Raw genomic sequence first — 26,495 nt, forward strand, 5'->3', positions numbered from 1 at the left:
TCGGCGGAGAACGAGGCGTTCGGGGGCCGTTCAGCCGTGTTCGGCGTGCCGGCCGTGGTCGGCGACCTGGGCGTCGAACCACGCGTGCAACGCCGTGACCAGGGACGTGTCGGAGGTGGTGTAGGTGATCTGGGCACCCGCGGGCAGTTCGGCGTAGCGGACGGCGATGCGGTCGTGGCCCTCCTCCAGCTCGCGCAGGCCCGGCATGCCGGCGCCGTGGATGGAGGCGGGGTCGCCGTAGTCGCCCTTGCCGAACCTCGCCGCCTCGGCGGCCAGGTGCTCGCGGATCAGCGTGACCTGCTCGGTGTCGGCCGGATCCTCGGAGGTGACCGTCTGCACGCCGCCGGTGGCCGACCCGGCGAAGCGGTGTGTGGTGCGCTCCAGGTCGAACGGCATCACCGCCCGGCCCCTGGCCGCGATCTCGGCCTGCCGGGCGGCCGGCGTCCGTTGTTCGTCGCGGCCGGTGAGCACGTACGCCGTCGCGGCCACGACGACGAGCGCAACCGCCGCGACGAACGCCTGGACGCGCCGATTTTCACGTTTCATCGACAGCCTCCGTGAGGATGGTCAGGGCGCGCAGCACGTCGGCACGCTCGCCTTGGGGGACACGCTCCAGAACGGCGGAGAACCGCTTCGCCCTGGCCTCGGCCAGCCGGGCCGCGGCCTGCACCCCGTCCGGGGTGAGCCGGACCAGCACGCCGCGCCCGTCGTCGGGCGCGGGGGTCCGTTCGGCCCAGCCACGGTTGATGAGCTGGGTGACCAGCCGGCTGGTGGAGCTCTTCTCCAGCCGGAGCCGGTGCGCCAGCTCGCTCTGCCGCAACGCGCCCTCTCTGCCCAGCTCGCCCAGCGCGTGGGCCTCCGAGGCCGGGAGGGGCTGCCCGCAGGGCGTCCGGTCCGGCCGGTGAAGGCCGAAGGCCCGCACGAAGCGAACTACGGCCTCCTGAAGTTCGCGATCATCCGCCATGGTTCGACCATACAACCAGATGGTTGCATGGAACAACCAGATGACCGCCGGGGATCATCACCACCCGACTCTCCTCCCTGGCCCCTCACCGTCACGTCGAGCCTCAGGATCACCGCTGAGCACCCGGGCCGGTGGAGTGGCAGGTCCGGATCTCGCCCCCGCCTCGCCGGGTGCGAACCTTTCCCCCGAGAGGCGCGTCTTCCTCTTATGGGGATGTTGTTTCGCGGCACGGCTGCGGCCGTCGCCTTCTTCGTCACCGCAGGATCCGCCGACGCGCACGCCGTGGCACCGGCCGGTCGGTGGGGCGTCGTCCACGACCAGTCCCGTGACTCCTACGACGCGGTGACGGTGACGCCGGGCGGGGCGGTCTGGGTCGCCGGGACGAGGCGCCCGGATCGCGGATCGGGTCGCGCCCGGCCGCTCCTGCTCAAGGGCGGCCGGTCCGCCTTCAGGCAGGTCACCGGGCCGGGCTTCCGGGTGAAGCGGCTGACGTCGGCGTCCGACACCAGGGTCTGGGCGTTCGGCGCGTCGCGCTACGCCCGGTGGGACGGCAGGCGCTGGCAGGTGAAGCGATGGCGCCACGGCCGGGTGGATCGGGCGTACGCCATCGGTGAGAACCTGTGGGTCGTCGAGAACGCGAACACGTTCTCCGCGGCCGGTGGCGCCGGGTGGAAGGCGCGGTCCACGCTGCGGCGCCTGACCGGGTCGGTGTGGCGCAAGGTCGACACGCCGATCGTGGTCAAAGGGATCGACGGCAAGTGGGCGTCGGGCTCGGCGCGGGGCAGGGCGGCTCTGGCCCGCTGGAGCGGCACGGCCTGGCGTATGGTCGCGCTTCCCGCGATTCCGTCCGCGCGCCCGGACCAGATCTCGGAGTTGACGGATGTCGCGGTCGACGGCGAGACCGGCCGGGTGACGGCCGTCGGCTGGATCGCCTGGCCGTGCGGCGGTGCGAGGCGCTCCTTCTGCGGCGAGACCCTGCTGCTGTCGGGCTACCTGGGCGGCTTCGGTTTCGAGGTCCGCGGCGAACCGGGCATCCAGCCCCGTGCCCAGGCGGAGCCCGACGGCGGGGGCGGGGCCTGGGTCGTCCACCCCGCCGGGGGCGGCGGCAGCGGGTTCCTGCACATCGGCGCCGACGGCGTCGAGTCCGGCGCCTTTCCGGCTCCGCCGAACCGGCACGCGTCCGTCCGTGACCTCGCCGCTCAGCCGGGGACCCGTTCCGTCTGGGCGGTCGGTGCGACATCTTCCGGCGACAGCGGGGTGATCTGGGCCCACCGCCGCTGAGCCGCCTGCGGCGATCCAGACCATGCCGCGGGTACGCGGATCCGCCGGTGAGCGTCCACCCCGGCCTCCGGGGCGACGTCACGTGACGAGCACGGCGGTGAGCATCGGGAGATACGACTCGTGGGCGAGACGCAGGCCGTCAAGGTCGGGTGTCCCGAACCACGCCACGGCGTCGTGCTCGTCAGGCGCGGCGTTGACGGGTGTTCCGGTCCACCTGTCGACCAACCAGATCCGCATGTCGAACGTCGCGGCCCGGATCTCGCACATCGGCGGGCCGGACGGCTCCGATGCCATGATTCCCAGCTCCTCCCGAAGCTCGCGGACAAGGCCCTCTTTCGGATCCTCCCCCTCCTCGACATGACCGCCCGGCAGGTCCCACACGTCGGGATACCAACGGCGTCCGGCGCTTCGATGACACAGCAACACCCGATCGCCGTCGCGAAGAACGGCCGTCACGATCCGGGCCGGACCGGAGTCGTCAGCGGACATCGTCATCGGCACATTCTGACCCATGGGGATCTGAGGAGTGCGCCGCGTCGCAGCGGGGCCGGCATCCCAGCGAGACGGACAGGACCCTCGGACAACCACCGTGTCTGGGGCCATCGAACTTGGCAGTGGGGTGCCGCTCCCACCTGCGCACTGTCAATTAGATAGCTGTCTAACCAAGGCGACCGAACGTCATTCAAGGTGACAGTACGAGCCGAACTCGGTTCGGTCGCCCCTTCGACTGTTTCTCCGGCATCTCTGCTGAGAGAGGGGAATCGCGGTTGGTGTGTTGCCGCGCGTAGTCGGACGTTTTCGATAGCGGAGAACCAGGGAAGCCCCCTTCGTTATAAGCGCGCCCGGGAGCGGTGGGCGATGAGTTTGCGGGTGAGGTAGCGGGCGTCGCGGCCCGCTCCGCGCAGCCGCCACCTTCCGGGGGCCGAGGCGCGGTCTCACTCCTGGCTGCGCCGGCTGAATCCGGACAGGCGGCGATGCGAGCTGATGATTTCGCACACCTGGTCAGGATCCAGGCCGTTGACGGGCTCGTCCAAGATGAGCAGGTCGGGCCGGCCGATGAGGGCCTTGGCCAGGGTCAGGCGCTGCGGATTGCCCATGGACAGGGTGCGGGCGCGGCGGTCGGCGTAAGGGGTCAGAGCCAGACGGTCGATGACGTCGACAACGTCGCCGACATGGCCGGGCATGCGGCGCAGCCGGGCAACGACCTCCAGGTTCTCCCGGACGGTCAGTTCGGGATAGGCGGCGGGCGCTTCCACCAGGTAGCGGTTCGAGCCCAGGCCGAGCGCTCACCGAGCCCGACCGCGGCGCCCAGGACGCTAACCGTCCCGCCGGTGGGGGTGATCATGCCGAGCAGCATGCGGATCAGGGTCGTCTTGCCCGCGCCGTTGAGCCCCAGCAGGGCGTAGATATCTGCCGGCTCGACCCGCGAGGAGACCTCGCCGACCGCGAGTACCCGGCCGTAGCGTTTGGTCAGGCCGCTCGCCTCGATGCTGGACACCGGCCCACCCTCTCTCGGATCGGCGATCGTTGATAGGGTCCGTCGAAGGTGAGCCGGGAAGTCTGGTCGGCAGTTCTGCCGTCGACCCCGGAAGGGCCCTCATGCGTGCTCGCGACCTGCTCGCCGACTTCCCCACCGTCACCCTCGACACCTCCGTCCTGGACGCCGCCCGGCTGCTGGCCGACCAAGACCTGCCGGGCCTGATCGTGGTGGACCCCGGCGGGCTGCCGCTCAGCATCCTGGCGGGCACCCAGGTGCTGGCCCTGGCGGTGCCCGGCTACTGCCAGGACGACCCCGCGCTGGCCCGGGTGATCGACGAGGCCCACGCCGACGCCTTCCTGCGCGACGTGGCCGACCAGACCGTGCGCCAGGCGCTGCCGCCCACGCCGCGCGAGTTACCGGTCACCGACCCGGACGCCACCGTGCTGGAGATCGCCGCGCTGATGGCCCGTACCCACAGCCCGCTGGTGGCCGTGGTGGACCAGGGCCGCCTGCTCGGCGCGGTGACGCTGCAGGCGCTCATGGACGGGGTGCTGGAGTCGTGACGGCTCTGGCCTGGCTGTCGGTGGCGGTCTTCCTCGGCGCTTATGCGCTGATCGCGACCGAGCGGATCCACCGGGTCGCCTCCGCCCTCGGCGGAGCCGGGATCATGCTGGCCGTCCACGCCAGCGACGCGCAGGCGGCGTTCTTCTCCCCCGAGAGCGGCATCGACTGGAACGTCATCTTCCTGCTGCTGGGCATGATGGTCATCGTCGGGGTGCTGAAGCAGACCGGGGTCTTCGAGTACCTGGCCATCTGGGCGGCCAAGCGGGCCAGGGGACGCCCGTTCCGGCTGATGGTGCTGCTGGTGCTCATCACCGCGCTCGCCTCGGCGCTGCTGGACAACGTCACCACGGTGCTGCTGATCGCGCCGGTGACGTTCCTGGTGTGCCAGCGCCTGGCGCTGCCGGTGGTGCCGTTCCTCATCGCCGAGGCGATGGCCTCCAACATCGGCGGGGCCGCCACCCTGGTCGGCGACCCGCCCAACATCATCATCGCCAGCCGGGGCGGGCTGAGTTTCAACGACTTCCTCGTGCACATGGCACCGATGGTCGTCGTCCTGGTCGTGGTGTTCGTCGGCCTGTGCCGGATCCTGTTCCGCAAGGCGTTCGTCTACGATCCCGAACGCGCCGCCGGCATCATGGCCCTGGACGAGCGCGAGGCCATCGCCGACCGCACCCTGCTGTGGCAGAGCCTGATCGTGCTCGCCGTGGTGATGGCCGCCTTCGTGCTGCACCCGGTGCTGCACTACGAGCCCTCGGTGGTGGCGATCCTCGGCGCCGGGGTCCTGGTGGCGGCCACCAAGGTCACCACCGAGCAGGCCATCGCCGAGGTCGAGTGGCCCACCCTGGTGTTCTTCATGGGACTGTTCGTCATGGTCGGCGGCCTGGTCGAGACCGGTGTCATCGGCCAGATCTCCCAGGCCGCGGTCGGCGCGACCGAGGGCCGGCTGGGGCTGACCGCGATCGGCCTGCTGTGGGCCTCGGGCGGCATCTCGGCGATCGTGGACAACATCCCGTACGTGGCGACGATGAGCCCGATCGTCGCCGACCTGGTGCAGGCCAACGGCGGCAACGACCAGGCGCAGGTGCTGTGGTGGGCGCTGGCCTTCGGCGCCGACCTGGGCGGCAACGCCACCGCCGTCGGCGCCGCCGCCAACGTCGTCATCATCGGCATCGCCGCCCGCAACCGCACCCCGATCAGCTTCTGGGAGTTCACCAGGTACGGCCTCGTCGTCGCCTTCGTCACGGTGGCGCTGGTGACGCCCTACCTGTGGCTGCGCTACCTGATGTGAACCCCCCGGCCGGCCTGGTGTGGGCCGCAGCCGCAGGCCGGGGGCTGGGTGAACGCTCACCTGGTGGCGAGGAGGTCTTTCCGGGAAATGATCGCGGCTGAAAAGGCGGTCTTTGGTACGGGCTCGGGGTGGATGCGCAGGTCGAGGTGATGGGGAACTGCGGGGTGGGCGGTTCAGCCGACGATGATCTTCTCCTCGGGCAGTTCGTAGCGGCGGGTGCGATCGCGTAGCGCCAGCGCGGAGAACAAGGTGGCCGGGCCGACCCGGCCGGCGAACATGAGCGCGGTGATGATGAGTTGCCCGGCTGAGGTGAGGTCGGCGGTGATGCCCGTGGACAGGCCCACCGTGGCGACCGCCGAGACCACTTCGAACAACACCTTGTCCAGACCGTGCGGGGTCAGGGCCAGCAGCGCGTAGGTGGCGATGATGACCAGGCCCAGGCCCAGCAGGGCGATGGCCAGTGCCTGGCGCTGCACGGTGGCGGCCAGGCGGCGGTGGCCGGCGTTGACGTGGGTCTCGCCGCGCAGCTCGGCCCACAATATGTAGGCCAGCACGGCGAAGGTGGTGACCTTGATGCCGCCGGCGGTGCCGGCGCTGCCGCCGCCGATGAACATCAAAACGTCGGTGGCCAGCCAGCTGGTCGGGTACATGGCGGCGATGTCGAGGCTGTTGAATCCGGCGGTGCGCGGCATCGCGCCGGTGAAGAAGCCGGCCAGCAGCTTGGCGCCCACGCCCATCGGGCCGAGGGTCTTGGGGTTGGCCCACTCGGTGATGGTGAAGACCGCAAAGCCCGCGACCAGCAGGACCAAGGTGGTGGTGACGGTGATGCGGGTCAGCACCGACCACCGTTTGGGCCGGCGCCAGGAGCGGCGCAGCTCGAAGATCACCGGATAGCCCAGGCCTCCGACGACGACGGCCGCGGCGATCGGCAGGCAGATCCACGCGTCGGTGGCAAACCGCATCAGGTTGTCGGGCCACAGTCCAAAACCGGCGTTGTTGAACGCCGAGATGGCATGGAAGAGGCCCAGGTAGGCGGCGCGGCCGGGCGGCTCGCCGTAGCCGATGGCAAACCGGGCGGCGAGCGCGATGGCGATCAGTGCCTCGCAAGCCAGGGTGAACAGCACCACATTGCCGATCACCCGGCGCAGATCGCGCGGCTGCGGGGTTTTGGTCTCGGCCTGGGCCCATATCCGGGCGCGCAGGCCGATCCGCCCGGAGATCATCATCGCGAACAAGGTGGCCAGCGTCATGATGCCCAGGCCACCGGCCTGGATCAGCACCATGATGACGACCTCGCCGAAGGCCGACCAGTGGCTGGCGGTGTCCACGGTCACCAACCCGGTCACGCACACCGCCGAGACCGCGGTGAACAACGCGTCGATCAGCCGGGGCTCGACGCCGGACTCGGCCGCCCACGGGGTGGCCAGCAGACCGGTGCCGGCCGCCGCGGCGGCGGCGAACGCAGTCACGATGACCTGGGCCGGGTGCTGGAACCGGTCCAGCAGGGCCTGGGAGGCAAAGCGATGCATCACCCGGTCATCTTGCCGCGCAGGCCATACCCGCTCCTCGCTGGGGTCACCACGTTCGCCTTACTGGGCCTTCGGAGGATCCAGGAGGAACGGAACGGTGAGCCTGGGGTGGTGTCTCATCCGTTGCCATTCGGTTGCGGGGTAGAAGAGTCGCCGCAGATGTTCAGGCCGTGGCGAGGAAATCCTTGATCCTGCGCGCGATCGTCGGGTAGTCGGGGGCGAACCAGATCATGTGACCGTCAGCGCGGCTTTCGGCCAGCTCGGCCCGCGGGATGGTCGCGGCCAGGGACTCGGCGTGGGCGAAGGGGACCGAGCGGTCGGTGCGGCTGGCGATGATCAGGGTCGGCTGGGTGACCTGCCCGGCGCAGTCGGGCACGGGCAGCATGTCGTTGACGAAGCCCTCCCCTGAGCGCATGAGCGTGAACAACGCGACCAGCTCGGCCCGGTCGTGCTCGCTCAGGCCGGCCATGACCTGCCCGACCGGCCGGGTGGACAGATCACGCAGCAACAACCGCAACCCCGCCCGCGGCGCCGCGCGCATCAGCAGCCGTACCGCCGCCCAAGTGGCGGCTTCGGCGCGGGCGCCGAACGCCAGGCGGCCGGCCAGGCGGGTGCGCCGGTCGGGCCAGGGGCCAAAACCGACCGCGCTTTGTAAGATCACCCGGCACACCAGGTCCGGGTGGCGGGCGGCCATGGTCAGGGCGGTGCGCCCGCCCGCCGAGATGCCCACCACCGCGGCGATGCGCTCGATGCCCAGTTCGTCGCACAGGCGCGCGGTGAGGTCGGCGAAGGCGGCGGGCGTGGTGGCGGTGACCAGAGGGGTGCGCCCATATCCCGGGCGGGAGGGGACGAGCACCTGATGGCCCGAGGGGCCCGAGGTGGTGAAGACCTCCTCGCCCAGGGCCAGGGCGGCCCGCATGTGACCACCGTGGAAGATCACGACCGTCTCGGGGCTCTCACCCTTCAGGCGATACTCCACCAGCCCTTCCGCCAGGTAGGCGGTGGCCGTCTCGCGCTCCACGATCGTCATGGATCGCCATGTTCGCATGCCCGTCATCGGCGACATAACCGTCTATCGATGACCCTGATCAGGCGGAGCGGTGGATCGGGTCAGCCGCTCTGCCGATGCCAGCGGTCCAGCAGAGCGGGCAGTTCACCGAGCAGGAACTCGTGGAAGGCGCGCATCTGGGTCAGACGCTGATGGGCGGGGTCGCCCTCCTTGGTGGCGGTGATCCCGGCTGCCGTAGCCTGGAGCATGGTCTGGATGACGGTGTTCTGGCTGGTGAACAGGGTGGCCCAGGCGTCGTCGCGCAGCCGGTAGTGCTCCCGGCGGCTGCCGGGTGAGGGCAGACGTTCGATCAGGCCGACCGTCAGCAGGGATTTGATCGAGCCCGAGACCGAGCCCGCGCTGGCCTTCAGCCGCTCGGCGATCTCGCCGGCGGTGACGCTGTCCTGGTCGGTGAACAGGAAGATCGCCAGGGTGCGTGCGGACATGCGCTGGAGCCCGCCTTCGATCAGGGTCAGCGCCAGCCGTTCGGCCGCCTGCCACTGCTCATGCCTGTCGTTCACATAGCCTCCTCGCAGAAGCAGAATATCGAATATCCGGAGTGTTCAGAAATTTCTGAAAATTCGGTATAGTCCTTTGCGTCGGCCTCTCCCGAGAGGCTCGATGGTGTGCCGGGAAGCCTGGTCGGCGATGTGACAGCTCATCTACGTCGCCAGGAAGGTGACCGGCCATGACTTTGCTCAGCCGCTTGTACGGCGTGCCCCCCTCCCCCCGCGTCACCGGATGCGGGGGCGGCGCGATGGGGAGATCCCGGCCGCCGACGATGTACGGCTGCCGGCCACGCACTACCACCCGGCCGGGCAGCATCGTCCGCCTCTGGTGCTGCTGCGCAGACCGTACGGCCGCGGCAACGCGTTGGACCGGCTCCCTGCGCTGCCGGCCGAGCACGGCTACCAGGTGCTGCACCGGAGCCTGCGCGGCACGGCCGGTTCCGGTGGCCGCTTCGACGGGTTCGTCATCGACCCGGCCGACGCCGACGGCACGCTGAGCTGGCCGCGCGCCCAGCTGTGGCTCGGCGGCGAACTGGCCACCTGAGGCGCCGGCACCGGCAGCCCCTCGCGAGCGGGACAGACCTGAACGCGTCCGACCGCGAGATCTTCCACGACCGCCAGCACCCGCCAGTCCTCTGGCTGCCCCTCACCCCTGGAGCATCATGAAACTGCTCGTCCTCGGCGGCACTCACCATGTGGGCCGCGCCATCGTCGAGGCCGCGCTCGAGCACGGCGACGAGGTGAGCACGCTGAATCGCGGTCTCGGCCGCGACCCCGCACCCGGCGTGCGGGCGCTGCTCGCCGACCGCACCGACCCCGAGGCCGTACGGCAGGCCCTCGCGGGCCAGGAGTGGGACGCGGTCATCGACACCCGGGCCTGGGCACCGCGCGTGGTGCGCGACACCGCCCGACTGCTGGCCGATCGCGCAGGCCACTACGGGTATGTCTCCAGCCGCGGCGTGCACCGCTGGCCCTGGCCCGCGCACGCAGACGAGCACGCCGCGCTCGTCGACGGCGACCCCGCCAGCACCGACGACGCCGACTACGCCGTCGCCAAGCGCGGCGGCGAACTCGCCGTCCTCGAATCCTTCAGCGGACGCGCGTTGCTGGCCAGAGCCGGGATGATCCTCGGCCCATACGAGGACGTCGGCCGCATCCCCTGGTGGCTGCGCCGCCTGGAGAAGGGCGGGCGCGTCCTGGCACCCGCCCCCGCCGGCACACCCCTGCAGTACCTCGACGTCCGGGATCTGGCCACCTGGATGCTCCGATCGGCCGAACGAGGCCTGAGCGGCACCTTCACCGTGACCGGCCCACCTGGCGCGATCACCCTCGGCGACCTGCTCACCACCGCGCTGCAGGTCACCGGTTTCGACACCGAACTGGTGTGGGCCGAGCCGGACCTGCTCGGCGAGTACGGCCTGCCGCTCGGCATGGAGTTCGGGCTGCGCATGCCGGACGGCAGCGTGCCGAGCGGCATGCACGACGCCGACGTCAGCGCCGCCCTGGCCCAAGGACTCACCACGCGCCCGCTCCGGCAGACCCTCGCCGACACCTGGGCCTGGCTGCAGGCCGAAGGCGACCCGGCCCCCCGCGCCGACGCGCCCTCCCCCGACACCTGGCTGGATGCCGCCGCTGAACAGCGGCTGCTCGACCAGCTCTCCCACTAAGGAGGACACGACTTTCATGCGCGCCGTCATCATCGGAGCCGGCATCGCCGGCCTGGCCACCGCCCTGCGCCTGCACCAGACCGGCTGGGAAACCCTCATCGTCGAACGCGCCCCCGCCCGTCGCGGCGGCGGCTACGCCGTCACTTTCGGCGGCATCGGCTACGACGCCGCCGAACACATGGGCATTGTGGAAGACCTGCTCGCCAAGGGCTTCGTCACCGACGAACTCGTCTACCACAAACCCAACGGCGAACGCCGCTTCTCTCTGGATCGCGCCACGATCGCCGCCGTCACCGGCCCCCGCTCCATCACCATCCTGCGCGGCGACCTCGAAGCCGTCCTGTACGAGAGGGTCGAGAGCCACACCGAGATCCGCTTCGGCACCACCCTCACCACCGTCGACCAAGACGAGCGCGCCGTACGCGTGAGCCTGACCGACGGCACCATCGAGGAAGCCGACCTCCTGATCGGCGCCGACGGCCTGCACTCGGCCACCCGCGCCCTGCTGTTCGGCCCGCAGGAGGACTTCCTGCTCGACCTGGAGCACAAGGTGGCCGTCTACATGCTCGACCGGCGCCCTGCCACCATCGCGCCCGGCGCCACCGGCACCCTGTCCTGCGGTGGCCGCACGGTCGCGGTCATCAGCATTCCCGACGGGCGCAACGTCGCCTTCTTCGGCTACCGTACCGCCCACGCCCGGCCAGGCGAGGACGTGGCCACCGAACTGCGGCGCGTCTACGGCGACCTCGGCTGGGTCATCCCCGACGTCCTGACCGGGCTGGCGCGGGCCGATTCGGTCTACTTCGACACCATCAGCCAGGTCGTCGCACCGTCGTGGAGCAAAGGCCGGGTGGTGCTGCTCGGCGACGCCGCCTGGTGCGTCACTCTGTTCGCCGGGTACGGCTCCGCCCTGGCCGTCGGCGGCGCCGATCGCCTCGGCACCGAACTGGCCGCCCGCCCCGGCGACATTCCCGCGGCGCTGGCAGCTTGGGAGGCGGCCCTCCGGCCCGAGGCCGAACGCAAGCAGAAACTCGGCCGCCGCGTCAAAGGCGTCTACGCCCCCACCAACCCGGTGTTGCTGTGGCTGAGCCAGTTGCCGCTGCGGCTGGCCGCCCTGCCCCCTGTCCGCCGGTACATGATCCGCCGCTTCATCAAGGGCTAAGGGTTGGGGGCACCTGGCCGGGCGGGCGGCCAGGTGTTACATTCCAGGCAACAAAGATCGCGCCCTTCCTGTGGGGCGCGGGTGTCGGAGAGCCGGGAAGTCTGGTCGGCCCGCGATCAATGATCGCGGAGCTAGGAGGCCACTGCCCGATGCGCCCGACCACCATCCTGCTCACCTGCGGCATCGCCGTCGGCGTGCTCGTCCCAGCCCTGATCCTTACCGCCGGTGCCACCCGGCCCGGCTACAGCCTGCTGCGCCACGACGCCAGCCAACTCGGCACCGGTGAGCGCGGCTGGCTTCAGACGGTCAACTTCGTGATCGGCGGGCTGCTCGAACACGCCGCCCTGCTGGTCGGCTTCGCCTGGATCATCGCCGCCGGTGCCCGCCTGCGCAGCCCGAACACCGTCGTGGAGGCGTGAGCGATGGAGATCACGTTGAAGATCCTGCTCGGCCTGTACATCCTGCAGGCGCTGATCAAGTTCGCCACCCTGCTCGCCGTGCCGTACGCCACCCGCATCAAGCGCATCGCCGCCGTGCACGACGGCGGCGGCTTCCTGCGCTGGTTCGACGACATCCTGCTGCTGCTCATGATCACCCTGGTCGCACTGCTGGCCGCCGTCGGGCTGGAGCACCTCAGCTTCATCACCGGCCTGCTGGTCGGCCTCACCCTGACCCAGGTGCTCTTCCACCGCTTCACCCGGCCGCTCGCGCCGGACCGGGCGCCAGCGCCGCCCATCACGCCGATCAAGACCATGTCCTACGCCATCCAGGCCGAACCCCGGCTGGCCTGGCGCGACATCATCCTGCAGGGCGCGCTGCTCATCTGGGCGCTGTTCATGCTCATCACCCGGCGATGACGCCGATGAACAGCGCAGGGGCCCCGGTCATCGAGGTGTGCGGCCTGACCAAGCGCTATCCCGGCGTCCTGGCGGTCGACGACGTCGACCTGAGCGTGCACGCGGGCCAGATCTACGCCCTGCTGGGACTCAACGGGGCCGGCAAGACCACACTGATCCGCATTCTGCTCGGCATGATCGCCCCCACCGGCGGATCGGCGAGGGTGCTCGGGGCGGCCGTCTCGGCCGGGCAGCGTTCGGCCTGGGCCCGTACCGGCTACCTGGTCGAAGCCCCGGCCGCCTATCCGGAGCTGACCGTGCGCGAGAACCTGCACCTGTACGCCCGCCTGCGCCGCCTCCAACACCCCGGCCAGCACGTCGAGGACATCATCGAACGGCTGGCCCTGACCGCCTACGCCGCTCGGCGCGCACGCACCCTGTCGATGGGCAACCTGCAGCGCCTGGTCCTGGCCAAAGCCCTCATCCACAGCCCCGACCTGCTCATCCTCGACGAACCCGTCAACGGTCTTGATCCCGCCGGCGTGGTGGAGATCCGCGCCCTGCTGACCGGCCTGGCCCGCGAGCACGGCACCACCGTGCTGATCTCCAGCCACCTGCTGGCCGAAGTCGCCCGCCTCAACGGCCGCATCGCCATCCTGCACCAGGGCCGGCTGCTGGCCGAACACGACGCCACCAGCCTGGACCAGCACCGGCACCGCCACCTACACGTTTGCACCCGCGACGACGCCACAGCCGGCCGGGTGCTGCGCGATCACGGCTACCACCCCGAACCCGGCCTGCTGCTGGCCGACGCGCGCGCCCTGGCCCGGCCCGAGGAGGTGGCCGCCATCCTGATCGAAGCGGGCGTGCCCCTCACCGAACTCCGGCCGGTGGAAGAGGACCTGGAAGCCTACTTCCTGCGCATCGTCGGAGCCGACCATGCGTGAGGCGCTGTGGAGCGAACTGCTCAAAGCGCGACGCAGCCGCCTGCCCGCTCTCACCGTGCTCGCCTTCACCCTCGTCACCCTCGTGTGCGGGCTGTTCATGTTCATTCTGGCCGACCCCGCCCGCGCCCGCGCGCTGGGACTGCTCGGCGACAAGGCCCAGCTGTCCGGCGCCAGCGCCGACTGGCCCGGCTACCTGGCCCTGCTCGCCCAAGCGGTCGCCGTGGGCGGCCTGCTCGTCTACAGCATGATCGCCATCTGGGTGTTCGGCCGCGAGTTCAGCGACCACACCGCCAAGGACCTGCTCGCCCTGCCCACCTCCCGCACCACCATCGTGGCCGCCAAGTTCACCCTCACCGCCGCCTGGGCCCTGCTGCTCGCCGCAGGCACGATCGCCGGCGGCCTGCTGCTCGGCGCGTTGCTGGCCCTGCCCGGCTGGTCGACGCAGGCCATCGCGTCCGGTATCGCGAAGATCCTGGTCGCCACCGCGCTGTCGGCGGTGCTGACCACACCGCTGGCGCTGGCCGCCAGCATCGGCCGCGGCTACCTGGCGGCGGTCGGTGTGCTGTTCGTGCTGGCCTTCGCCGCCCAGATCATCGCCGCGCTCGGCTTCGGCGCCTGGTTCCCCTACTCGGTCCCCGGCCTGTACGCGGGCATCACCGGGCCCGGCCACGACCCGCCAGGCCCGGCCGGCATCCTGCTCGTCCTGGCCACCGGCGCAGCCGGCGTGGCAGCGACCCTCGCGTGGTGGCGCAACGCCGACCACGACCGCTGACCCGAACCGATGCTGCTGTCAGTCATCTGGCCCCAAGGCCCGGGGCAGCCTGCGCCTCACTTGAGACAACCACCTCGCCACCTGTGAAGATGACCCCCGGTCTGAGGGGGGCCGGCCAAGCCTGCCAGGTGTTTGAGGAACTGCTCAATCGGCAAGCCCTGGCCCCGTTCCTGAGAGGTGTTCGTGCTGGACCAGGCCCCGCACGACCGACTGTTTCCGCGCATGGCCGCGATCGTCCACCACGGTGGCAGCGGCACCACCGGTGCGGCGCTGGCCTCAGGACGGCCGCAGGTCATCTGCCCCTTCGTCGCCGACCAGCCGTTCTGGGCCGCCCGCGCCCACGCCGCAGGCGTGGTCCCCGCGCCCCTGCCGCAACGCCACCTCAGCGCGCAGAGGCTCGCCGCCGCGATTCGCCAGGCCACGACCGAGGAGACCATGGCCCGGCGCGCCGACCGGCTCGCTGAGGCCGTCCGCGGCGAAGACGGTACGAAAGCCGCGATCGCCGTCCTGGAGTCACTCACCTGATTGCCCGCCTCCCCGCGGCGGGTGCCCCGGCGAGGTTTTCCATCGCGCCAGGAACAGATGACCTGTCATGGTCTGCACCAGCCTAGGGCGACTGTCGATAGGCGATAGGGCCGGCAGCACCTCGGTGCCGAGGGCTGGGAAGTCCCCTGGCTCATGAGGTGCTGCCGCCGGGGGGCCAGCGGCCGGCCATGGCTTGATCGACCTGCTCGGTCAGTTCGGCCAGCCAGGCCCGTTCGGTGGCGTCGAAGTCCTGTGCGGCGATCGTGGTGCGCAGCCGGGCGAGCTGGCCGGCGACCGTCTGGCGATGCTCACGGCCCGCGCACCAGGCGAGTTCGCGCAGCAGCGATGACAGCCGGGCCAGCACGAAGGGATCGCTCGCGCCGTAACGCCGGGGCTGGGCCACCGCGAGCTCCAGGAGATCACCCAGCTGCGGGCGGCACAGCACGACCCGGACCCGGCCCCGATCGTCGCGCAGTAGCCGAGGGCCGAGGTCACGACCGGCCAGTTCGCACAGCAGCGCCGAGGAGTGGCTCAGCGCGTGGACGGCGGTGGTCGGGTCGTTGATCCCCGGGGACAGGGCCTTGGTGGCCACATCGGTGAGCTGGCGCAGTCCGAAACCGATGTCCTGAGCGCCGGTACGTTCGAAACCGGTGGAGACCGCCGTGGCCACCCGTTGCCTGAGGTGGGCAAGGACGTCGGAGGGGAAGGGACCCGCGCCGTGTGGCCAGCCGAACCCGATCGGCGTACCGGCGACCAGCGAGCTACCAGGATGGTGCTGGATGAGCACGACGGCGTCCGCCTCGAAGGCGGCGGCCAGCAACGACACCTCGTCCACCCCGCTCAGGAAGCCCGAGGCGCCGGCCGGCAGAGGAACCGCGTCCGCGGGAGGTCTCGGCGGTGCGACTACCTGCTCCCGAGGAGAGGGGGGCTCGGGCAGGAGCCGCCGGACGGTCCGGTCGGCGTCGGCATGGACGTTGCGGAGCATCGTCTCAACGCGGATCTCCTGCGCCAGGTGCGACAGGAACAGCACGAGGCTGAGCACACTGGCCACGGTGAGGAGGAAGGCCAGCGTCACCGACGCCTGGGGGACGAACATCTCCTGTGCGTCGCCGGTGGCACGCACGGTACGCAGCACGGTGAGCGCGTAGGTGAACGTCGCCAGGAACAGCGCCAAGGTGGTTTGGACGAACCGGTCACGGGTGAAGGTGCGCAGCAGCCGAGGCGAGAACTGGCTGCTGGCCAGTTGCAGCGTCACCACGGTGAGGGAGAAGGTGAGCGCCGTGACGGTGATCAGCGAACTGGCGATCGCGTCCAGCACCGTGCGGGCCGCTCCCGCCTCTCCGCCGAACAGATAGTTCCTCAGCCATGGCGGCAGGTCGTCGTGGATCCGCGCGTCCAGCTGGGGCAGGCTTATCCCCAAGGCGACGGCAAGTCCGACACCGAGGGTGGGCAGCGGCCACAGCTGGGTGCCCAGGTGCTCGCCCAGAGCGTTCAGCCTGCCTCGCAAGCGTGACAACCTCATCGGTACCCGGCACTCCCTGTGGTCGGCGTAGTCGGCGCCCATGACCTTCAGCGCACCACATCCACGCCGCAGCCGCCCGCTCGACACGCATCGGTGCGACCGGAAGTAACGGCCGATCGCAGCCGGGACCGGAACGTCTTCCAGTGATCTTCACTCATGGGAAGACCGGCCGCGGCCGTGAACCACTGTTTCCTTGGCATGTGGCGGTCATATCGCCCCAGGCGCACCGGCTGTCTCGGCCCGGACCCGTCGGCGTACTCCCGGCACTGCCCGATCCCTTGGCGATGATCTATCGGTTACCGAGACCCTTGAGAACGGCCGGGGCGAGGCTAGGGCGCCTCGTCAGGTTCGTTGTCGCGCATGCCTCTGCCGCCGCGCAGCCGGGTGCGGACCCGGCGGACGGTGTCGTGCCAGGCGGGGGTTTCGCGCTCGTCGTCGAACCAGCGGGCCACCACGACGTCGGTGGAGGAGTGCAGCAGGATCGACAGCACGATGGTCACGGCGACCAGGGTGAACACCTGCTCGGCCGCGGTGATGGCGGAGTTGAGCACGATGAGGGCGTAGACGACCGAGGCGAAGCCCTTGGGGCCGAACCACATCACGGCCGCCACCTCCCGGGTGCCGAGCCCGGAGCGCAGGAAGGACAGCCAGATGGCCAGGGGGCGGGCCAGCACCAGGGCCAGGACCGCGAACAGCCATCCCTGCCAGCCCACCGAGGCCAGCAGGGCCGGGGAGATGAGCACGCCGAAGACCAGCAGCGCGGCCAGTTTGAGCAACTCGGCGACGAGCTCGCCGAACTGCTCGAAGGATTCGCGCTGGCGCTCTCCGAAGGTCGCCACCGTGATACCGGCGGAGAAGGCGGCGAGGAACAGGTTGCCGTGGGTGGCCTTGCCCAGGGCCAGCACCAGCAGGCCGATGGCCACCGCGTTGAGCGGCTCGTAGTGGTGGGAGGCCGAGAACCAGCGGGTGCGCTCCAGCATGATGGCCGCCCACGGCACCGCGACGCCGATCAGCACGCCCAGGCCCAGCTCCAGGGCCAGCTCGCCCAGGTGCAGATCGGCCGAACCGGCCGCGATGGCGAGGAACACCATGACGAACGGCAGCGCAAGGCCGTCGTTGACGCCGGATTCCACGTTCAGCAGCTGGCGCAGCCGAGGGGGCACCCGCTCGTTGCCGACCAGCGCGGCGGCGAACACCGGGTCGGTGGGGGCCAGGATCGCCCCGATGAGCAGTGACTCGATCCAGCCCAGCCCGACGAGGTAGTGCGCCGTCAGGGCGGTGATGATCAGGGTGAGCGGCAGGCCCCAGCCCAGGGCACGGCCGGGCAGCCGCCAGGCATGGCGCAGGTCGGTCCAGCCCACCCGCATGCCGTCGGTGAACAGCACCGCGAACAGCGCCAGCTCGGCCAGCGTGGCCACCACCGGATCGCCCGGGGTCAGCGGGATGAGCCCGCTGACCCCGTCGCCCAGGACGAACCCGGCCAGCAGGAACAGTGCCGCGGTCGACAGGATCGTCCGGTTGGCCAGGTTGGAGACCAGGACCGCGAGCAGCAACAGCGCGGAGTAGGCCAGCAGCAGGTTCATCGGGGCTCCGGTGCGGTAGCGGGACGTGCGTGAAGAACTGCCGACCAGACTTCCCGGCGCACCGCCGCACACCCTAACAACCTCGTCCGGGCACCGGTACACCGACCGCCGGCGAAGGGCACCGTCCTTCCACGGCCTCCGGCGACACGACCCCGCCCCGGCGCCCGGAGGGGATTCTTCAGCGGGGCAGCGGCGGTGGCGTCCAGTCCCATACCGGGGCCAGGGCCTTGGCGGCCAGGGCGGGCCAGCGTGAGGAGGGGACCAGGCGCAGGGCGGTCGTTCGCAGGTGGTAGCCGACGACGTTGCCCGAGGTGGATCCCAGGCCCTTGGTACGTGCCTGCTGGACGATGGTCTGGGTACGGGGGCGTCGTTGCTTGTCGTAGCGGGCCAGCGCCGCAGGGACGTCACCGGTTTCGGCCAGTGCGGCGGCGTCCTCCAGCGCCTGGGCGGCTTCCTGGGCCATGTCGGGATGCATGGCATGGGCGGCGTCGCCGAGCAGGACCACCCTTCCTCGCGCGTACTCCCTCAGGGGGTCCAGGTCGATGATGTCGTGATGCAGGACCTCCCGGGGCGGGGTCGCCTCCAGCAGGTGGGGGATCGGGTCGTGCCAGCCCTGGACGCGGCGGCGCACCTCGGCGAGCTCGTCGTCGTAGCGCACGCCGGGCCGGTCGGCGCGAGCGCCCAGCGCCCAGTACACCCGGCCGCGTCCGACCGGCATGGTCAGGAAGTACTGGCCACGGCCCAGGGTCATGGCGGCGTCGACGCCGCCCGCGTGGGCGATGCCCCGCCAGACGGTGTTGCCCCAGAACCTGGGGCCGGGGGCCTCGGGCCACAACAGATGCCGGACCGTACTGCGCACTCCGTCGGCGGCCACGACCAGGTCGGCCCTCAATTCCTCGGTGCCGTAGCTGACGGTGACCTGATCGGCGTCTTGGCGGACGGCGGTCACGTGCGCACCGGTACGCACCCACCCGGCGGGCACCGCGTCCAGGAGCACCCGGTGCAGGTCGGCGCGGTGAAAGCCGAGCAGCGGGCTGACGGTAGCGGGCAGCGCGCGGGCGATGTGACCGCCGGAGGGAGTACGCAGGTTGAAGATGCCGTGAAACGGCACCCCGGCGGCCCGCGCCGCGTCAGCGACACCCAGCTCGGCCAGGGCGCGCAGGGCGTTGGGCGACTGTCCCGTCGCCACTAACGCAGTCTGCGGAGCCATCCCGAAGCGACCTACCGCCCCCGCCCGATTCCACCGGGATCCTGTGGCTTCTGCGGCTATTGCACGCCGAGCATCCGAAGGCATCGCACCCAGCAGGGGCACAATCGCCGGCACTCCCAGCCGGACCAGCATCGCCACCGCCTTCAAGGCCGCGAACCACTGCCCGGCGGTCACCATCTGACCTGCGATCAGCGCAGGACGGCGGCGCATCGCCACTTCCAACATCAACCGTTGCCCATGGGCGAGATCGTTGCTCACTGCGCTGATCCCGATCCGGGAAATGAGCTGATCACAAACAGCCCCGCTCACGGTCGAGCTGCACTGTAGCGGCGCGGGTACCCCTGTGCGAGAGAGGCCACGTACCCGGCCAGTAGAACCCCGGCGTAGACGGACACGGCATCGCGGGCAGTGATCCACCAGCAGTATCCGATGGACAGGGCAAACGGCGGCCCAGCTCAGTTTCCACCACAGTTGCCATGCTCCCCCTGAGGCAGCCAAGCACTTCGGGCACACCCGGCTACCGAAGAACTGAGCCCACTCACGGGTCTCCGCCCGGCGCACAGACTCCTTGTCGCCAATGCGGACGCCCGCCAGGTCCACAGCGGACCCACTGAACACCTCTAGATGCATAGCGCGCACGACCTCGGCGCCTATCCCGGTAGCGGCTCTGACTCTCTCGTACATCTCCGGGGTCGCGACGACGCCATACGCCAGTGAGCGGACATCGCCAGACAGCCCTCGCACATCGAGCCCCAGCGACTCGACGAGTGTCCACGAGGGACATCCGTTCCGCACCGCCATCCGATCAACCCACGAGGAGAATGACTCATCCGGCTGCGGCTCAACCACCAACGCCAGGCGCCGAGGGGGGAACCCACCTCTCACCTTCGACTCCCTACTCTCAAGTCGACTCTCAAGATCCGCGCCGAACTCTCAAGTTCGACGGCGCCAGACAACAACCGCCGCACCTCGTACGGCCCATTGACATATCAAATGAACGTTCTTTTAATTAGCCCATGGGACGGATCGCGGGCGTCACCGCCGCCGAGACCCGGGAGCGGCTGCTGCAGGCGGCGGCCGAGACCTTCGCCAGGCGCGGCTACGACGGCACGCGGGTGGCCGACATCGCCGCGGCCGCGGGGGTGAGCAACGGCGCCCTGTACGCCCACTTCGGCTCGAAGGCCGAGCTGCTGGTGGCCGCGCTGCGCGCGCACGGGCCGCAACTGCTGGCCAGGCTGTTCGCCGCCGACCCGGACCGGCCGGTCACGGAGATGCTGACGGTCGTCGGCCAGGGGCTCTCGCGGCGGCGCGACGCCCACGGCTACCTCATCGTGGAGGCGCTCGTCGCGGCGCGCCGCGACGAGGACGTCGCCCGGCCGATGCGCGACTACGTCGGCGAACGCGCCGACCGGCTCGCCGGGCTCGTCCGTACCGCCCAGGACGACGGCGAACTGGACGGCACGCTGTCGCCGGACGCGCTGTCGCATTTCTGCCTGCTGCTCTCGATGGGCAGCGCCCTGGTCACACCCGACCTGCACCCGGTCGACGACGGGGAGTGGGCCGCGTTGCTCGCCCGTGTCGTCGCCGCCCTGGCCCCCGCCGGCACCACGGCACAGGACCCCGCCCCTGCCGGTGGTACGGCGGCACGAGCTCCGGTCCCCGACGGCCCCGACGACCCCGCGAGCCCCGGCGGCCCTCCGGGAAAAACACAGACCTCGGCCCCTGCCGGCACCACAGCACAGAGGGGAGCGCCGCAGTGAAGGTAATGATCGACTCCGGGCGATGTCAGGGACACGGTCGCTGCTACGACCTCGCCCCCGGCCTGTTCGGCGAGGACGACGAGGGCTACGGGCAGGTCCTCGGCGACGGCGTCGTGCCGCCGGACGAGGAGCAGGCCGCGCGCCTGGCCGTGGCGAACTGCCCGGAACGAACGATCGAGATCCTCCAGGAGGCCGCGACATGACCGTCGATGACCGCTTCGACCGGCAGGAGTTCGAGGGGAGGATGCGAAACCGCCCCGACGGCGTGCGCAACAAGGTCGTCACCGGGCCCGTCTCCGACTGGACGACCGACTTCTCCCACACCGAACCGGAGTGGGCGGCCGACCCGTACCCGATCCAGGACGACCTGCGGCAGCGCTGCCCGATCGCGCACACCGACCGCTTCGGCGGCGCGTGGCTGCCGACCCGCTACGAGGACGTCGCGGCCATCGCCTACGACACCGAGCGCTTCTCCTCCCGGTCGATCATCGTGAGCAACTTCCGGCCGCCCCGCGAGGTGGCGCCGGTGGGCGGCACGCCGCCGATCTCCTCCGACCCGCCCTTCCACCACGACGCGCGCAAGCTGCTGCTGCCGATGTTCACCAAGTCGGTGGTCGCCAAGCAGGAGCCGGCGACGCGCGCGTTCTGCCACGCGCTCATCGACGGGCTGCAGGGCCAGGACGTCATCGACGCCGCCCGTGACTACGCCCAGCACATCCCGACGCGTGTCATCGCCGACATGCTGGGCTTCCCGCCCGAGGACGGGCCACGGTTCCGCGAGTTCGTCGAGAACGCGCTGGAGGGCGTCAACCTGCCGCCCGAGGAGCGCATCCCCCGGATGGAGAACCTGTTCGGCTACCTGCTGGAGCAGATCCGCGACCACGTCGACAACCCGCGCGACGACCTCACGACCTACCTCGTCAACGCGGAACTGTACGGCCGCAAGCTGGAGCCGTTCCACGTGGCGGGCACGATGGCGCTGCTGCTCATCGCCGGCATCGACACGACGTGGAGCGCGATAGGCGCCTCGCTGTGGCACCTGGCCAGGACCCCGGCCGACCGCGAGCGCCTGGTCGCCGAGCCCGCCCTGCTGCCGACCGCGATGGAGGAGTTCCTCCGGGCCTACGCGCCGGTCACGATGGCGCGGCTGGTCAAGGAGGACATGCACTGGCGCGGCGTCGACATGAAGGCCGACGACTGGGTCCTGCTGTCGTTCCCCGCGGCCAACCGCGACAAGGACCAGTTCGACCGGGCGGACGAGGTCGTCATCGACCGCGAGGTCAACCGGCACGCCGCGTTCGGCCTGGGCATCCACCGCTGCGCGGGCTCGCACCTGGCCCGCATGGAACTGCGGGTCGCCCTGGAGGTCTGGCTGGAACGGTTCCCGGACTTCGGCCTCGACGACCCGGCGGCGGTGACCTGGGCGACGGGTCAGGTCCGCGGTCCGCGCACGCTCCCGCTCCGCATCGGCTGACCGCGCCCGGGCCCGGGGCCAGGAGGACCGGAATCAGGACCAGGGCCGGGATAGGGGCCAAGACCGGCTCCCCCACCCCGGGCGGGGAGCCGGACGGGCCGGGGGCGGATCACCGTCCGGGCGAGAGGCCCGGACGGGCCGGAGGGATCACGGTGTCCAGGCCGGGTCCCGGCCGATGAGGCCGAGCAGGCGGTCGAGGTCGGGGGCGTCGTCCGGTACCGCCACCGGCGGCCCGAAGACGCCGCGCCGCCTGCCCATCTCCACCATCCGCCCGGTGAAGTCCAGCGCCCGCGCGACGGCCTCGGGCTCCGGCTCGTACGGCAGGCCGGTGGCCCTGGCCAGATCCCAGCCGTGCACCACCAGGTCGACGAGGTACATGTGGGCCAGCGTGGTCATCGGCATGTCCATGGCGGGGCTGGTGCCCTCCCACGCCTCGCTCCGCGACCAGACCGCGAGCGTGCGTTCCGCCCGCTCGGGGAAGTCGCCCGCGTACGGTGCCTGCTCGACGCGCGGTCCCCCGCGTCCCAGCGACTCGAACAGCTCCGCCACCCACTCCAGGTGGTTGATCAGCCCCTCGACGTCGAACGCCGCGCACGGCGTCGGCGCCCCGAGCTGCTCCCGCCGTACCGCGCGCACCACGTCCGAGGTGCGTTCGGTGGCGCGCGTCATCAGCGGCATCATGGTGTCCATGGCGGCCATGGTGCCCCGCTCCCCCGGGACGCGGCTTGTAGAAACGCGACAGCGCGGCTGGGTCGATCCGTACGCGGGACTCGACGCCTTCGACTTCGCCCGCCGGGCACCCTCACCCGAGCTCTCCGCCTACGTCGAGCACTTCTGGGTCGTCACCTGGACCGGCCTCGCCGAGCCCTACGAGCAGCGCATCGTCTCCCACCCCACGGTGAACATGACCATCGCCCCCGACTTCCACCGGATCGCGGGCGTGATCAAGGGCGGGTTCTCCTACACGATGCGCGGCAGCGGACGCGTCCTGGGCACGCGCTTCCGTCCCGGCGGCTTCCGGCCGTTCCTGCGCGGCCCGGTCTGCGAGCTGACCGGCCGCTTCGTGGAGATCGGCGAGATGTACGGCACGGCGGGCGCGACCCTGGTCGAGCGGGTCCTGGCCGAACCCGACCCCGTCGCCGCCGTCACGCTCGTCGAGACCTTCCTGCTGGACCGAAAGCCCGAACCGGACCCGCTGACCGAGGAGGTCGCGGCACTCGTCACGATGGCCGAGAACGACACCTCCGTCACCAGGGTCGACGAACTGGCCGCCCGATCGGGACGATCGGTGCGCTCACTGCAGCGGCTGTTCCGCGATCATGTCGGCATCGGCCCCAAATGGGTGATCCGCCGCTTCCGCCTGCACGAGGCCGCCGAACGCGTCCACCGGGGCCTCGACCTCGCCACACTGGCCGCCGAACTCGGCTACACCGACCAGGCCCACCTCACCCGCGACTTCACCGCCGCCGTCGGCATGCCACCCGCCGCCTACGCCCGCCTCAGGAGCGAGCCCCGCCCCGGCACGGGCGGGGAACCGCTCCCTTGATCGTCCCTCATCGTCCCGGGCCGTCGTTTCCGTACAAGACGACCGCGGTGGCGCCTCCTAGCATGGGCGCGGGTGCTCCGCCGCGGCGCGTCGGCGTGGCCCCACCATTCGCCTGTCGACCCACCTGGCGGCCTCGTCGCCCGGCAATGAGGAGAACAGCACATGCGTGATCTCGTATATACCGCGTTCGTTTCGCTCGACGGCGTCGTGGACTCGCCGGGCGGGCCGAGCGAAGGCCACCGCAGCGGTGGCTGGGTGGCCAACGACGTCGAGTTCCTGCCCGAGGCGTTCTCGCTCAAGGGCGAGGAGCTCGAGGACACGACGGCGCTGATGTTCGGCCGCCGCAGCTACGAGGTGTTCGCACCGTTCTGGCGTGACTCGGAGGACCACGCCGCCTACAAGGAACTGCCCAAGTACGTGGTCTCGTCCACGCTGCCCGACGACGCCCTCACCGAGGGGTGGGGCCGGACGACGATCCTGCGCTCGACCGAGGACGTCGCCGAGCTCAAGAAGAGCGAGGGTGGCGCGATCTTCATCCACGGGAGTGCGGAGCTCGCCCGGCGCCTGTCGGACGCGGGCCTGATCGACCGGTACAACCTGCTCGTCTTCCCGGTGCTGCTCGGAGCAGGGAAGAGCCTGTTCAGCAGGGCCGACAGGGACAAGCAGGCGCTGAGCCTGCGGACGTCCGAGGCCTACCCGAACGGTGTCGTCAAGATGATCTACGACGTCGTCGGCTGATCCAGATCCAGGGCGATCGCGCCGCCGGTGCCCTCACGGAGCTGCCGCACCGTACGACCGACGTACCGGCGCAGCGCACGGGCCAGGTGCGGCTCGTCGAAGTACCCGGCCTTGGAGACGACATCGGTGACCGGGGTACCGGCCGCCAGCAGCGCCGAGGCCCCGCGGGCGCGTTCGATCTGCCGTACGGCGCCCTGGGTGAGCCCGGTCGCCGCGCGGAACCGGCGTTCGACGGTGCGTCCCGAGACCACCGGACGCCGGCCTCGGCGGACCTCGGCGACGAGCGGGTCACGGAGCACGACTCCGGCACGCACCAGGCGGTCGACCAGGGCCTCGGCGTCGTCGGGGCCGGGCGTCTCCCAGCGGAGACCGTCCAGCCGGAAGGTCCTGTGCGTGGTGTCGGGGAGCCCGACGCCCCGGTCGACCAGGGCCGGCGCGGGCACGACCCGGGGCCAGGTGCCCACCGCGAACTCGATGCCGACGAAGGTCGCCCCCTCCGGCACCGGCGCCGTGCCGGCCCTGCTCTCAGGACCGGAGATGCCCGCGTACGCCGTGCCCTCGAACTCCCAGAACACCAGCCCCCAGCACACCGCCGCGACCGAGGTCATCTCCGTGACCCGCTCGCTCGTACAGGTCCACACGGTGTCGATCCAGGGCGAGTCGGAGGCGCGATTCTCGAACTTCAGTGTCACGGAAGAAGGATAAGGGCAGTTCATCGCACACCCGATCGAATCACGGCCCAGGCGACGCCGACTTTCCCGGCACGCGGACCCCGGGTGTTCACCTCGCCGACCCGCACGCATCTGATGCCCTCCAGCGAGGACCGCGCGAGACGGGTCGTCGAGGACGGGTGGACGACGGCCCCTGAGAGATACGTACGAGATCACCTCAGGTCAGAAGCCCGGTGGCTCAGAACATCGAGATGTGCACGTGGTCGATGTGGTTGGCCGTGTTGCCGCCGCGGTTGGACATCATGCGCCAGCCGGCGCCGGTGCGGACGTCGTAGTAGCGCTGCTGCCAGATGATGTACATGACCCCGTACTTCTGGCCGTTGTCGATGGCCCACTGGGCGAGGCGGTTGCCGCGGTCCAGGGCGTCGGCGGCGGGGACGCGGCCGCCGGTGCTCATCATGAAGTCGCAGGCCCGGCCGCTGCCGTGGTCGCCGGGGTCGCCGGGGCGCAGGCAGCCGTAGCCGTAGGGCATCGGGAAGTTCTGCAGCACCGTGTTGCGCATGGTGATCGTGCGGGGGGTCAGCCCGCCGCTGCCCGAGGGGGTCTGGAAACCGTACTTGGCCAGCAGTCTCTCGATCCTGATCCGCTGGCTCTTGAGGTCGGCGATGTCCTTCTTGAGCTTGACGATCTTCGCGTCGGCGGTGTCCTCGGCCGTCTTGGCCTTCTTGATGAGTTGCTTGACGCGGTTGAGCTGGTTGGCGCGGTGGCTGGCGAGGTAGGACATGGTCACGGCCCGGTTCAGGGCGTGGGAGGCGTCGCCCTGCATGGCGATCAGGCCGCCCTCGCTCAGGCCGCCGCCCATGTAGCTCGCCTGGGCGAAGCGCACGAGGTCGCTCCTGGCCTCGGTCAGGGCCCGTTTGAGGCCCTTGGCGTTGGAGGTTGCCTTGCTGGCCTGGACGCGGGTCTCCTCCAGGCTCTGCACCTGGCCGCGGTAGCTCTTGTTGATCTGCGCGGCCTCCCGGGTGAGTTTCCTGAGCTCGACCTCGGGGTTGGGGCGCGCGGCGCGGCCGGGGGCGGCACCGGCCGAGACCGGGGTCAGGAACAGTACGGCGAGTACGGCGGCCAGCACGGCTGAGCGAGTCGGCCTCACGCTGCTCACCTCCAGAGCCCCCTCGCGGACGGAGCGAAACTATAGGAGACGATCTTGAAGCTCGCCACCGGAACGGAGGAAGTCACACACCATTGACGAACTATCTACCACTTTAGGGTGATTTAGCCAAAATAAGGCTACATATCAGGCTTCACTCGCGTTAATCCTCGCACAGCGCGCCCCACCACGCGCGGTGATCCAGGATTCCCCCTCTTGCCACCAGCGACAGAACATGATTCGGTCTGAGGGGGCCGGGGGTCTTGTGGCCC

Annotated in this window: 30 protein-coding genes and 1 pseudogene; 16 read left to right on the forward strand and 15 right to left on the reverse strand. The window is 70.6% G+C overall.

The genetic code is table 11. The features are described 5' to 3' along the window. Nucleotides 1–30: 30 nt before the first annotated feature. A complete protein-coding gene (locus tag ACLQ2R_RS08985; RefSeq protein WP_425958899.1) occupies nt 31–546 on the reverse strand; it encodes a hypothetical protein in 516 nt (171 codons plus the stop codon). Next, nucleotides 536–964, reverse strand: a complete 429-nt coding sequence (locus ACLQ2R_RS08990; protein ID WP_425958900.1) for a MarR family winged helix-turn-helix transcriptional regulator — start codon at nt 962–964, stop codon at nt 536–538. Before ACLQ2R_RS08990 ends, ACLQ2R_RS08985 begins: the two co-directional genes overlap by 11 nt. Nucleotides 965–1,177: 213 nt before the next feature. On the opposite strand from ACLQ2R_RS08990, the gene ACLQ2R_RS08995 reads away from it, so the two are divergent. Beyond that, nucleotides 1,178–2,245 (forward strand): hypothetical protein, encoded by a 1,068-nt coding sequence (locus ACLQ2R_RS08995; protein WP_425958901.1) that lies wholly within the window; start codon nt 1,178–1,180, stop codon nt 2,243–2,245. 78 nt (nt 2,246–2,323) lie between these two features. On the opposite strand, the gene ACLQ2R_RS09000 is transcribed toward ACLQ2R_RS08995, so the two are convergent. The 3 genes from ACLQ2R_RS09000 to ACLQ2R_RS09010 all read right to left on the reverse strand — a co-directional run bounded on the left by ACLQ2R_RS09000 (nt 2,324) and on the right by ACLQ2R_RS09010 (nt 3,743). After that, the gene (locus tag ACLQ2R_RS09000; protein WP_425958902.1) at nt 2,324–2,848 is read right to left on the reverse strand and encodes an NUDIX domain-containing protein; all 525 of its coding nucleotides are present in this window, start codon (nt 2,846–2,848) and stop codon (nt 2,324–2,326) included. 332 nt (nt 2,849–3,180) lie between these two features. Beyond that, a complete protein-coding gene (locus tag ACLQ2R_RS09005) occupies nt 3,181–3,501 on the reverse strand; it encodes an ATP-binding cassette domain-containing protein (protein WP_425958903.1) in 321 nt (106 codons plus the stop codon). After that, nucleotides 3,471–3,743 carry an ATP-binding cassette domain-containing protein gene (locus ACLQ2R_RS09010; RefSeq protein ID WP_425958904.1) on the reverse strand — a complete coding sequence of 91 codons (273 nt, stop codon included), beginning with the start codon at nt 3,741–3,743 and terminating at the stop codon, nt 3,471–3,473. The genes ACLQ2R_RS09005 and ACLQ2R_RS09010 overlap by 31 nt, the downstream gene beginning before the upstream one ends. A gap of 101 nt (nt 3,744–3,844) precedes the next feature. Between ACLQ2R_RS09010 and ACLQ2R_RS09015 the strand changes: the two genes are divergently transcribed. Both ACLQ2R_RS09015 and ACLQ2R_RS09020 read left to right on the forward strand, forming a co-directional pair. Continuing rightward, nucleotides 3,845–4,288 carry a CBS domain-containing protein gene (locus tag ACLQ2R_RS09015; RefSeq protein ID WP_425958905.1) on the forward strand — a complete coding sequence of 148 codons (444 nt, stop codon included), beginning with the start codon at nt 3,845–3,847 and terminating at the stop codon, nt 4,286–4,288. Beyond that, entirely contained in the window at nt 4,285–5,577 is a 1,293-nt protein-coding gene (locus tag ACLQ2R_RS09020; RefSeq protein WP_425958906.1) for an ArsB/NhaD family transporter, read from the forward strand. The genes ACLQ2R_RS09015 and ACLQ2R_RS09020 overlap by 4 nt, the downstream gene beginning before the upstream one ends. 173 nt (nt 5,578–5,750) lie before the next feature. On the opposite strand, the gene ACLQ2R_RS09025 is transcribed toward ACLQ2R_RS09020, so the two are convergent. The 3 genes from ACLQ2R_RS09025 to ACLQ2R_RS09035 all read right to left on the reverse strand — a co-directional run bounded on the left by ACLQ2R_RS09025 (nt 5,751) and on the right by ACLQ2R_RS09035 (nt 8,675). Next, nucleotides 5,751–7,106, reverse strand: a complete 1,356-nt coding sequence (locus ACLQ2R_RS09025) for a TrkH family potassium uptake protein (RefSeq protein ID WP_425958907.1) — start codon at nt 7,104–7,106, stop codon at nt 5,751–5,753. Between the two features lie 163 nt (nt 7,107–7,269). After that, nucleotides 7,270–8,136: an alpha/beta fold hydrolase gene (locus ACLQ2R_RS09030; RefSeq protein ID WP_425958908.1), complete on the reverse strand. Its 867-nt coding sequence runs from the start codon at nt 8,134–8,136 to the stop codon at nt 7,270–7,272. Nucleotides 8,137–8,216: 80 nt separating this feature from the next. Further along, nucleotides 8,217–8,675, reverse strand: a complete 459-nt coding sequence (locus tag ACLQ2R_RS09035) for a GbsR/MarR family transcriptional regulator (protein ID WP_425958909.1) — start codon at nt 8,673–8,675, stop codon at nt 8,217–8,219. A gap of 220 nt (nt 8,676–8,895) precedes the next feature. Here ACLQ2R_RS09035 and ACLQ2R_RS09040 point away from each other — a divergent pair, with 220 nt between their 5' ends. From ACLQ2R_RS09040 to ACLQ2R_RS09075, 8 genes are all read left to right on the forward strand, one after another. Continuing rightward, nucleotides 8,896–9,207: a CocE/NonD family hydrolase gene (locus ACLQ2R_RS09040; RefSeq protein WP_425958910.1), complete on the forward strand. Its 312-nt coding sequence runs from the start codon at nt 8,896–8,898 to the stop codon at nt 9,205–9,207. 118 nt (nt 9,208–9,325) lie between these two features. Beyond that, a complete protein-coding gene (locus ACLQ2R_RS09045) occupies nt 9,326–10,330 on the forward strand; it encodes an NAD-dependent epimerase/dehydratase family protein (protein WP_425958911.1) in 1,005 nt (334 codons plus the stop codon). Nucleotides 10,331–10,346: 16 nt separating this feature from the next. Next, nucleotides 10,347–11,492: an FAD-dependent monooxygenase gene (locus ACLQ2R_RS09050; RefSeq protein ID WP_425958912.1), complete on the forward strand. Its 1,146-nt coding sequence runs from the start codon at nt 10,347–10,349 to the stop codon at nt 11,490–11,492. Nucleotides 11,493–11,641: 149 nt separating this feature from the next. Further along, a complete protein-coding gene (locus ACLQ2R_RS09055) occupies nt 11,642–11,911 on the forward strand; it encodes a DUF998 domain-containing protein (protein ID WP_425958913.1) in 270 nt (89 codons plus the stop codon). A gap of 3 nt (nt 11,912–11,914) precedes the next feature. Next, a complete protein-coding gene (locus ACLQ2R_RS09060; protein WP_425958914.1) occupies nt 11,915–12,349 on the forward strand; it encodes a hypothetical protein in 435 nt (144 codons plus the stop codon). 5 nt (nt 12,350–12,354) lie between these two features. After that, nucleotides 12,355–13,275 (forward strand): ABC transporter ATP-binding protein, encoded by a 921-nt coding sequence (locus ACLQ2R_RS09065; RefSeq protein WP_425958915.1) that lies wholly within the window; start codon nt 12,355–12,357, stop codon nt 13,273–13,275. Continuing rightward, on the forward strand, nt 13,268–14,047 hold the full coding sequence (locus ACLQ2R_RS09070) for an ABC transporter permease (protein ID WP_425958916.1): 780 nt from the start codon (nt 13,268–13,270) through the stop codon (nt 14,045–14,047). The genes ACLQ2R_RS09065 and ACLQ2R_RS09070 overlap by 8 nt, the downstream gene beginning before the upstream one ends. Before the next feature lie 183 nt (nt 14,048–14,230). Continuing rightward, entirely contained in the window at nt 14,231–14,572 is a 342-nt protein-coding gene (locus ACLQ2R_RS09075; RefSeq protein ID WP_425958917.1) for a glycosyltransferase, read from the forward strand. 151 nt (nt 14,573–14,723) lie between these two features. Here the strand turns inward: ACLQ2R_RS09075 and ACLQ2R_RS09080 are convergent, their stop codons facing one another. The 4 genes and pseudogenes from ACLQ2R_RS09080 to ACLQ2R_RS09095 all read right to left on the reverse strand — a co-directional run. After that, on the reverse strand, nt 14,724–16,079 hold the full coding sequence (locus ACLQ2R_RS09080) for a DUF2254 domain-containing protein (protein WP_425958918.1): 1,356 nt from the start codon (nt 16,077–16,079) through the stop codon (nt 14,724–14,726). 344 nt (nt 16,080–16,423) lie between these two features. After that, entirely contained in the window at nt 16,424–17,677 is a 1,254-nt protein-coding gene (locus ACLQ2R_RS09085) for a cation:proton antiporter (protein WP_425958919.1), read from the reverse strand. A gap of 178 nt (nt 17,678–17,855) precedes the next feature. Next, nucleotides 17,856–18,866, reverse strand: coding sequence for an FAD-dependent monooxygenase (locus ACLQ2R_RS09090; RefSeq protein ID WP_425959169.1), 1,011 nt, complete (start codon nt 18,864–18,866; stop codon nt 17,856–17,858). 450 nt (nt 18,867–19,316) lie between these two features. Beyond that, nucleotides 19,317–19,772 (reverse strand): annotated as a pseudogene (locus ACLQ2R_RS09095) (TniQ family protein); the annotation flags it as partial. A gap of 131 nt (nt 19,773–19,903) precedes the next feature. Here ACLQ2R_RS09095 and ACLQ2R_RS09100 point away from each other — a divergent pair. Genes ACLQ2R_RS09100 through ACLQ2R_RS09110 form a run of 3 tightly spaced genes read left to right on the forward strand, consistent with a single transcriptional unit; the run spans nt 19,904 to nt 22,121 of the window. Next, nucleotides 19,904–20,647, forward strand: a complete 744-nt coding sequence (locus ACLQ2R_RS09100) for a TetR/AcrR family transcriptional regulator (protein WP_425958920.1) — start codon at nt 19,904–19,906, stop codon at nt 20,645–20,647. Nucleotides 20,648–20,652: 5 nt separating this feature from the next. Next, nucleotides 20,653–20,850 (forward strand): ferredoxin, encoded by a 198-nt coding sequence (locus ACLQ2R_RS09105; RefSeq protein ID WP_425959170.1) that lies wholly within the window; start codon nt 20,653–20,655, stop codon nt 20,848–20,850. Continuing rightward, nucleotides 20,847–22,121, forward strand: a complete 1,275-nt coding sequence (locus ACLQ2R_RS09110) for a cytochrome P450 (protein ID WP_425958921.1) — start codon at nt 20,847–20,849, stop codon at nt 22,119–22,121. Before ACLQ2R_RS09105 ends, ACLQ2R_RS09110 begins: the two co-directional genes overlap by 4 nt. A gap of 147 nt (nt 22,122–22,268) precedes the next feature. Here ACLQ2R_RS09110 and ACLQ2R_RS09115 read toward each other — a convergent pair whose 3' ends face one another. Then, nucleotides 22,269–22,811, reverse strand: coding sequence for a TIGR03086 family metal-binding protein (locus ACLQ2R_RS09115; protein ID WP_425958922.1), 543 nt, complete (start codon nt 22,809–22,811; stop codon nt 22,269–22,271). On the opposite strand from ACLQ2R_RS09115, the gene ACLQ2R_RS09120 reads away from it, so the two are divergent. Beyond that, nucleotides 22,777–23,667: an AraC family transcriptional regulator gene (locus ACLQ2R_RS09120; protein ID WP_425958923.1), complete on the forward strand. Its 891-nt coding sequence runs from the start codon at nt 22,777–22,779 to the stop codon at nt 23,665–23,667. The two genes, ACLQ2R_RS09115 and ACLQ2R_RS09120, sit on opposite strands and share 35 nt — an antisense overlap. 162 nt (nt 23,668–23,829) lie before the next feature. After that, entirely contained in the window at nt 23,830–24,405 is a 576-nt protein-coding gene (locus ACLQ2R_RS09125) for a dihydrofolate reductase family protein (protein ID WP_425958924.1), read from the forward strand. On the opposite strand, the gene ACLQ2R_RS09130 is transcribed toward ACLQ2R_RS09125, so the two are convergent. Together ACLQ2R_RS09130 and ACLQ2R_RS09135 are read right to left on the reverse strand one after the other, a co-directional pair. Continuing rightward, a complete protein-coding gene (locus ACLQ2R_RS09130; RefSeq protein WP_425958925.1) occupies nt 24,387–25,097 on the reverse strand; it encodes a helix-turn-helix domain-containing protein in 711 nt (236 codons plus the stop codon). The genes ACLQ2R_RS09125 and ACLQ2R_RS09130 overlap by 19 nt on opposite strands. Before the next feature lie 217 nt (nt 25,098–25,314). Continuing rightward, nucleotides 25,315–26,226 carry a coiled-coil domain-containing protein gene (locus ACLQ2R_RS09135; RefSeq protein WP_425958926.1) on the reverse strand — a complete coding sequence of 304 codons (912 nt, stop codon included), beginning with the start codon at nt 26,224–26,226 and terminating at the stop codon, nt 25,315–25,317. Between the last annotated feature and the right edge of the window lie 269 nt (nt 26,227–26,495).

The sequence above is a fragment of the Streptosporangium sp. DT93 genome, assembly GCF_049844535.1.
Taxonomy (GTDB): Bacteria; Actinomycetota; Actinomycetes; order Streptosporangiales; family Streptosporangiaceae; genus Streptosporangium.

Coding starts and splice junctions, on each gene's coding strand:
- ACLQ2R_RS09125 (WP_425958924.1), top strand. CDS start 23,830: ATGCGTGATCTCGTATATACCGCGTTCGTTTCGCTCGACGGCGTCGTG.
- ACLQ2R_RS09015 (WP_425958905.1), top strand. CDS start 3,845: ATGCGTGCTCGCGACCTGCTCGCCGACTTCCCCACCGTCACCCTCGAC.
- ACLQ2R_RS09065 (WP_425958915.1), top strand. CDS start 12,355: ATGAACAGCGCAGGGGCCCCGGTCATCGAGGTGTGCGGCCTGACCAAG.
- ACLQ2R_RS09025 (WP_425958907.1), bottom strand. CDS start 7,106: ATGCATCGCTTTGCCTCCCAGGCCCTGCTGGACCGGTTCCAGCACCCG.
- ACLQ2R_RS09050 (WP_425958912.1), top strand. CDS start 10,347: ATGCGCGCCGTCATCATCGGAGCCGGCATCGCCGGCCTGGCCACCGCC.
- ACLQ2R_RS09105 (WP_425959170.1), top strand. CDS start 20,653: ATGATCGACTCCGGGCGATGTCAGGGACACGGTCGCTGCTACGACCTC.
- ACLQ2R_RS08985 (WP_425958899.1), bottom strand. CDS start 546: ATGAAACGTGAAAATCGGCGCGTCCAGGCGTTCGTCGCGGCGGTTGCG.
- ACLQ2R_RS09085 (WP_425958919.1), bottom strand. CDS start 17,677: ATGAACCTGCTGCTGGCCTACTCCGCGCTGTTGCTGCTCGCGGTCCTG.
- ACLQ2R_RS08995 (WP_425958901.1), top strand. CDS start 1,178: ATGTTGTTTCGCGGCACGGCTGCGGCCGTCGCCTTCTTCGTCACCGCA.
- ACLQ2R_RS09040 (WP_425958910.1), top strand. CDS start 8,896: ATGCGGGGGCGGCGCGATGGGGAGATCCCGGCCGCCGACGATGTACGG.
- ACLQ2R_RS09115 (WP_425958922.1), bottom strand. CDS start 22,811: ATGGACACCATGATGCCGCTGATGACGCGCGCCACCGAACGCACCTCG.
- ACLQ2R_RS09055 (WP_425958913.1), top strand. CDS start 11,642: ATGCGCCCGACCACCATCCTGCTCACCTGCGGCATCGCCGTCGGCGTG.
- ACLQ2R_RS08990 (WP_425958900.1), bottom strand. CDS start 964: ATGGCGGATGATCGCGAACTTCAGGAGGCCGTAGTTCGCTTCGTGCGG.
- ACLQ2R_RS09070 (WP_425958916.1), top strand. CDS start 13,268: ATGCGTGAGGCGCTGTGGAGCGAACTGCTCAAAGCGCGACGCAGCCGC.
- ACLQ2R_RS09060 (WP_425958914.1), top strand. CDS start 11,915: ATGGAGATCACGTTGAAGATCCTGCTCGGCCTGTACATCCTGCAGGCG.
- ACLQ2R_RS09100 (WP_425958920.1), top strand. CDS start 19,904: ATGGGACGGATCGCGGGCGTCACCGCCGCCGAGACCCGGGAGCGGCTG.
- ACLQ2R_RS09030 (WP_425958908.1), bottom strand. CDS start 8,136: ATGACGATCGTGGAGCGCGAGACGGCCACCGCCTACCTGGCGGAAGGG.
- ACLQ2R_RS09110 (WP_425958921.1), top strand. CDS start 20,847: ATGACCGTCGATGACCGCTTCGACCGGCAGGAGTTCGAGGGGAGGATG.
- ACLQ2R_RS09000 (WP_425958902.1), bottom strand. CDS start 2,848: ATGGCCCCAGACACGGTGGTTGTCCGAGGGTCCTGTCCGTCTCGCTGG.
- ACLQ2R_RS09045 (WP_425958911.1), top strand. CDS start 9,326: ATGAAACTGCTCGTCCTCGGCGGCACTCACCATGTGGGCCGCGCCATC.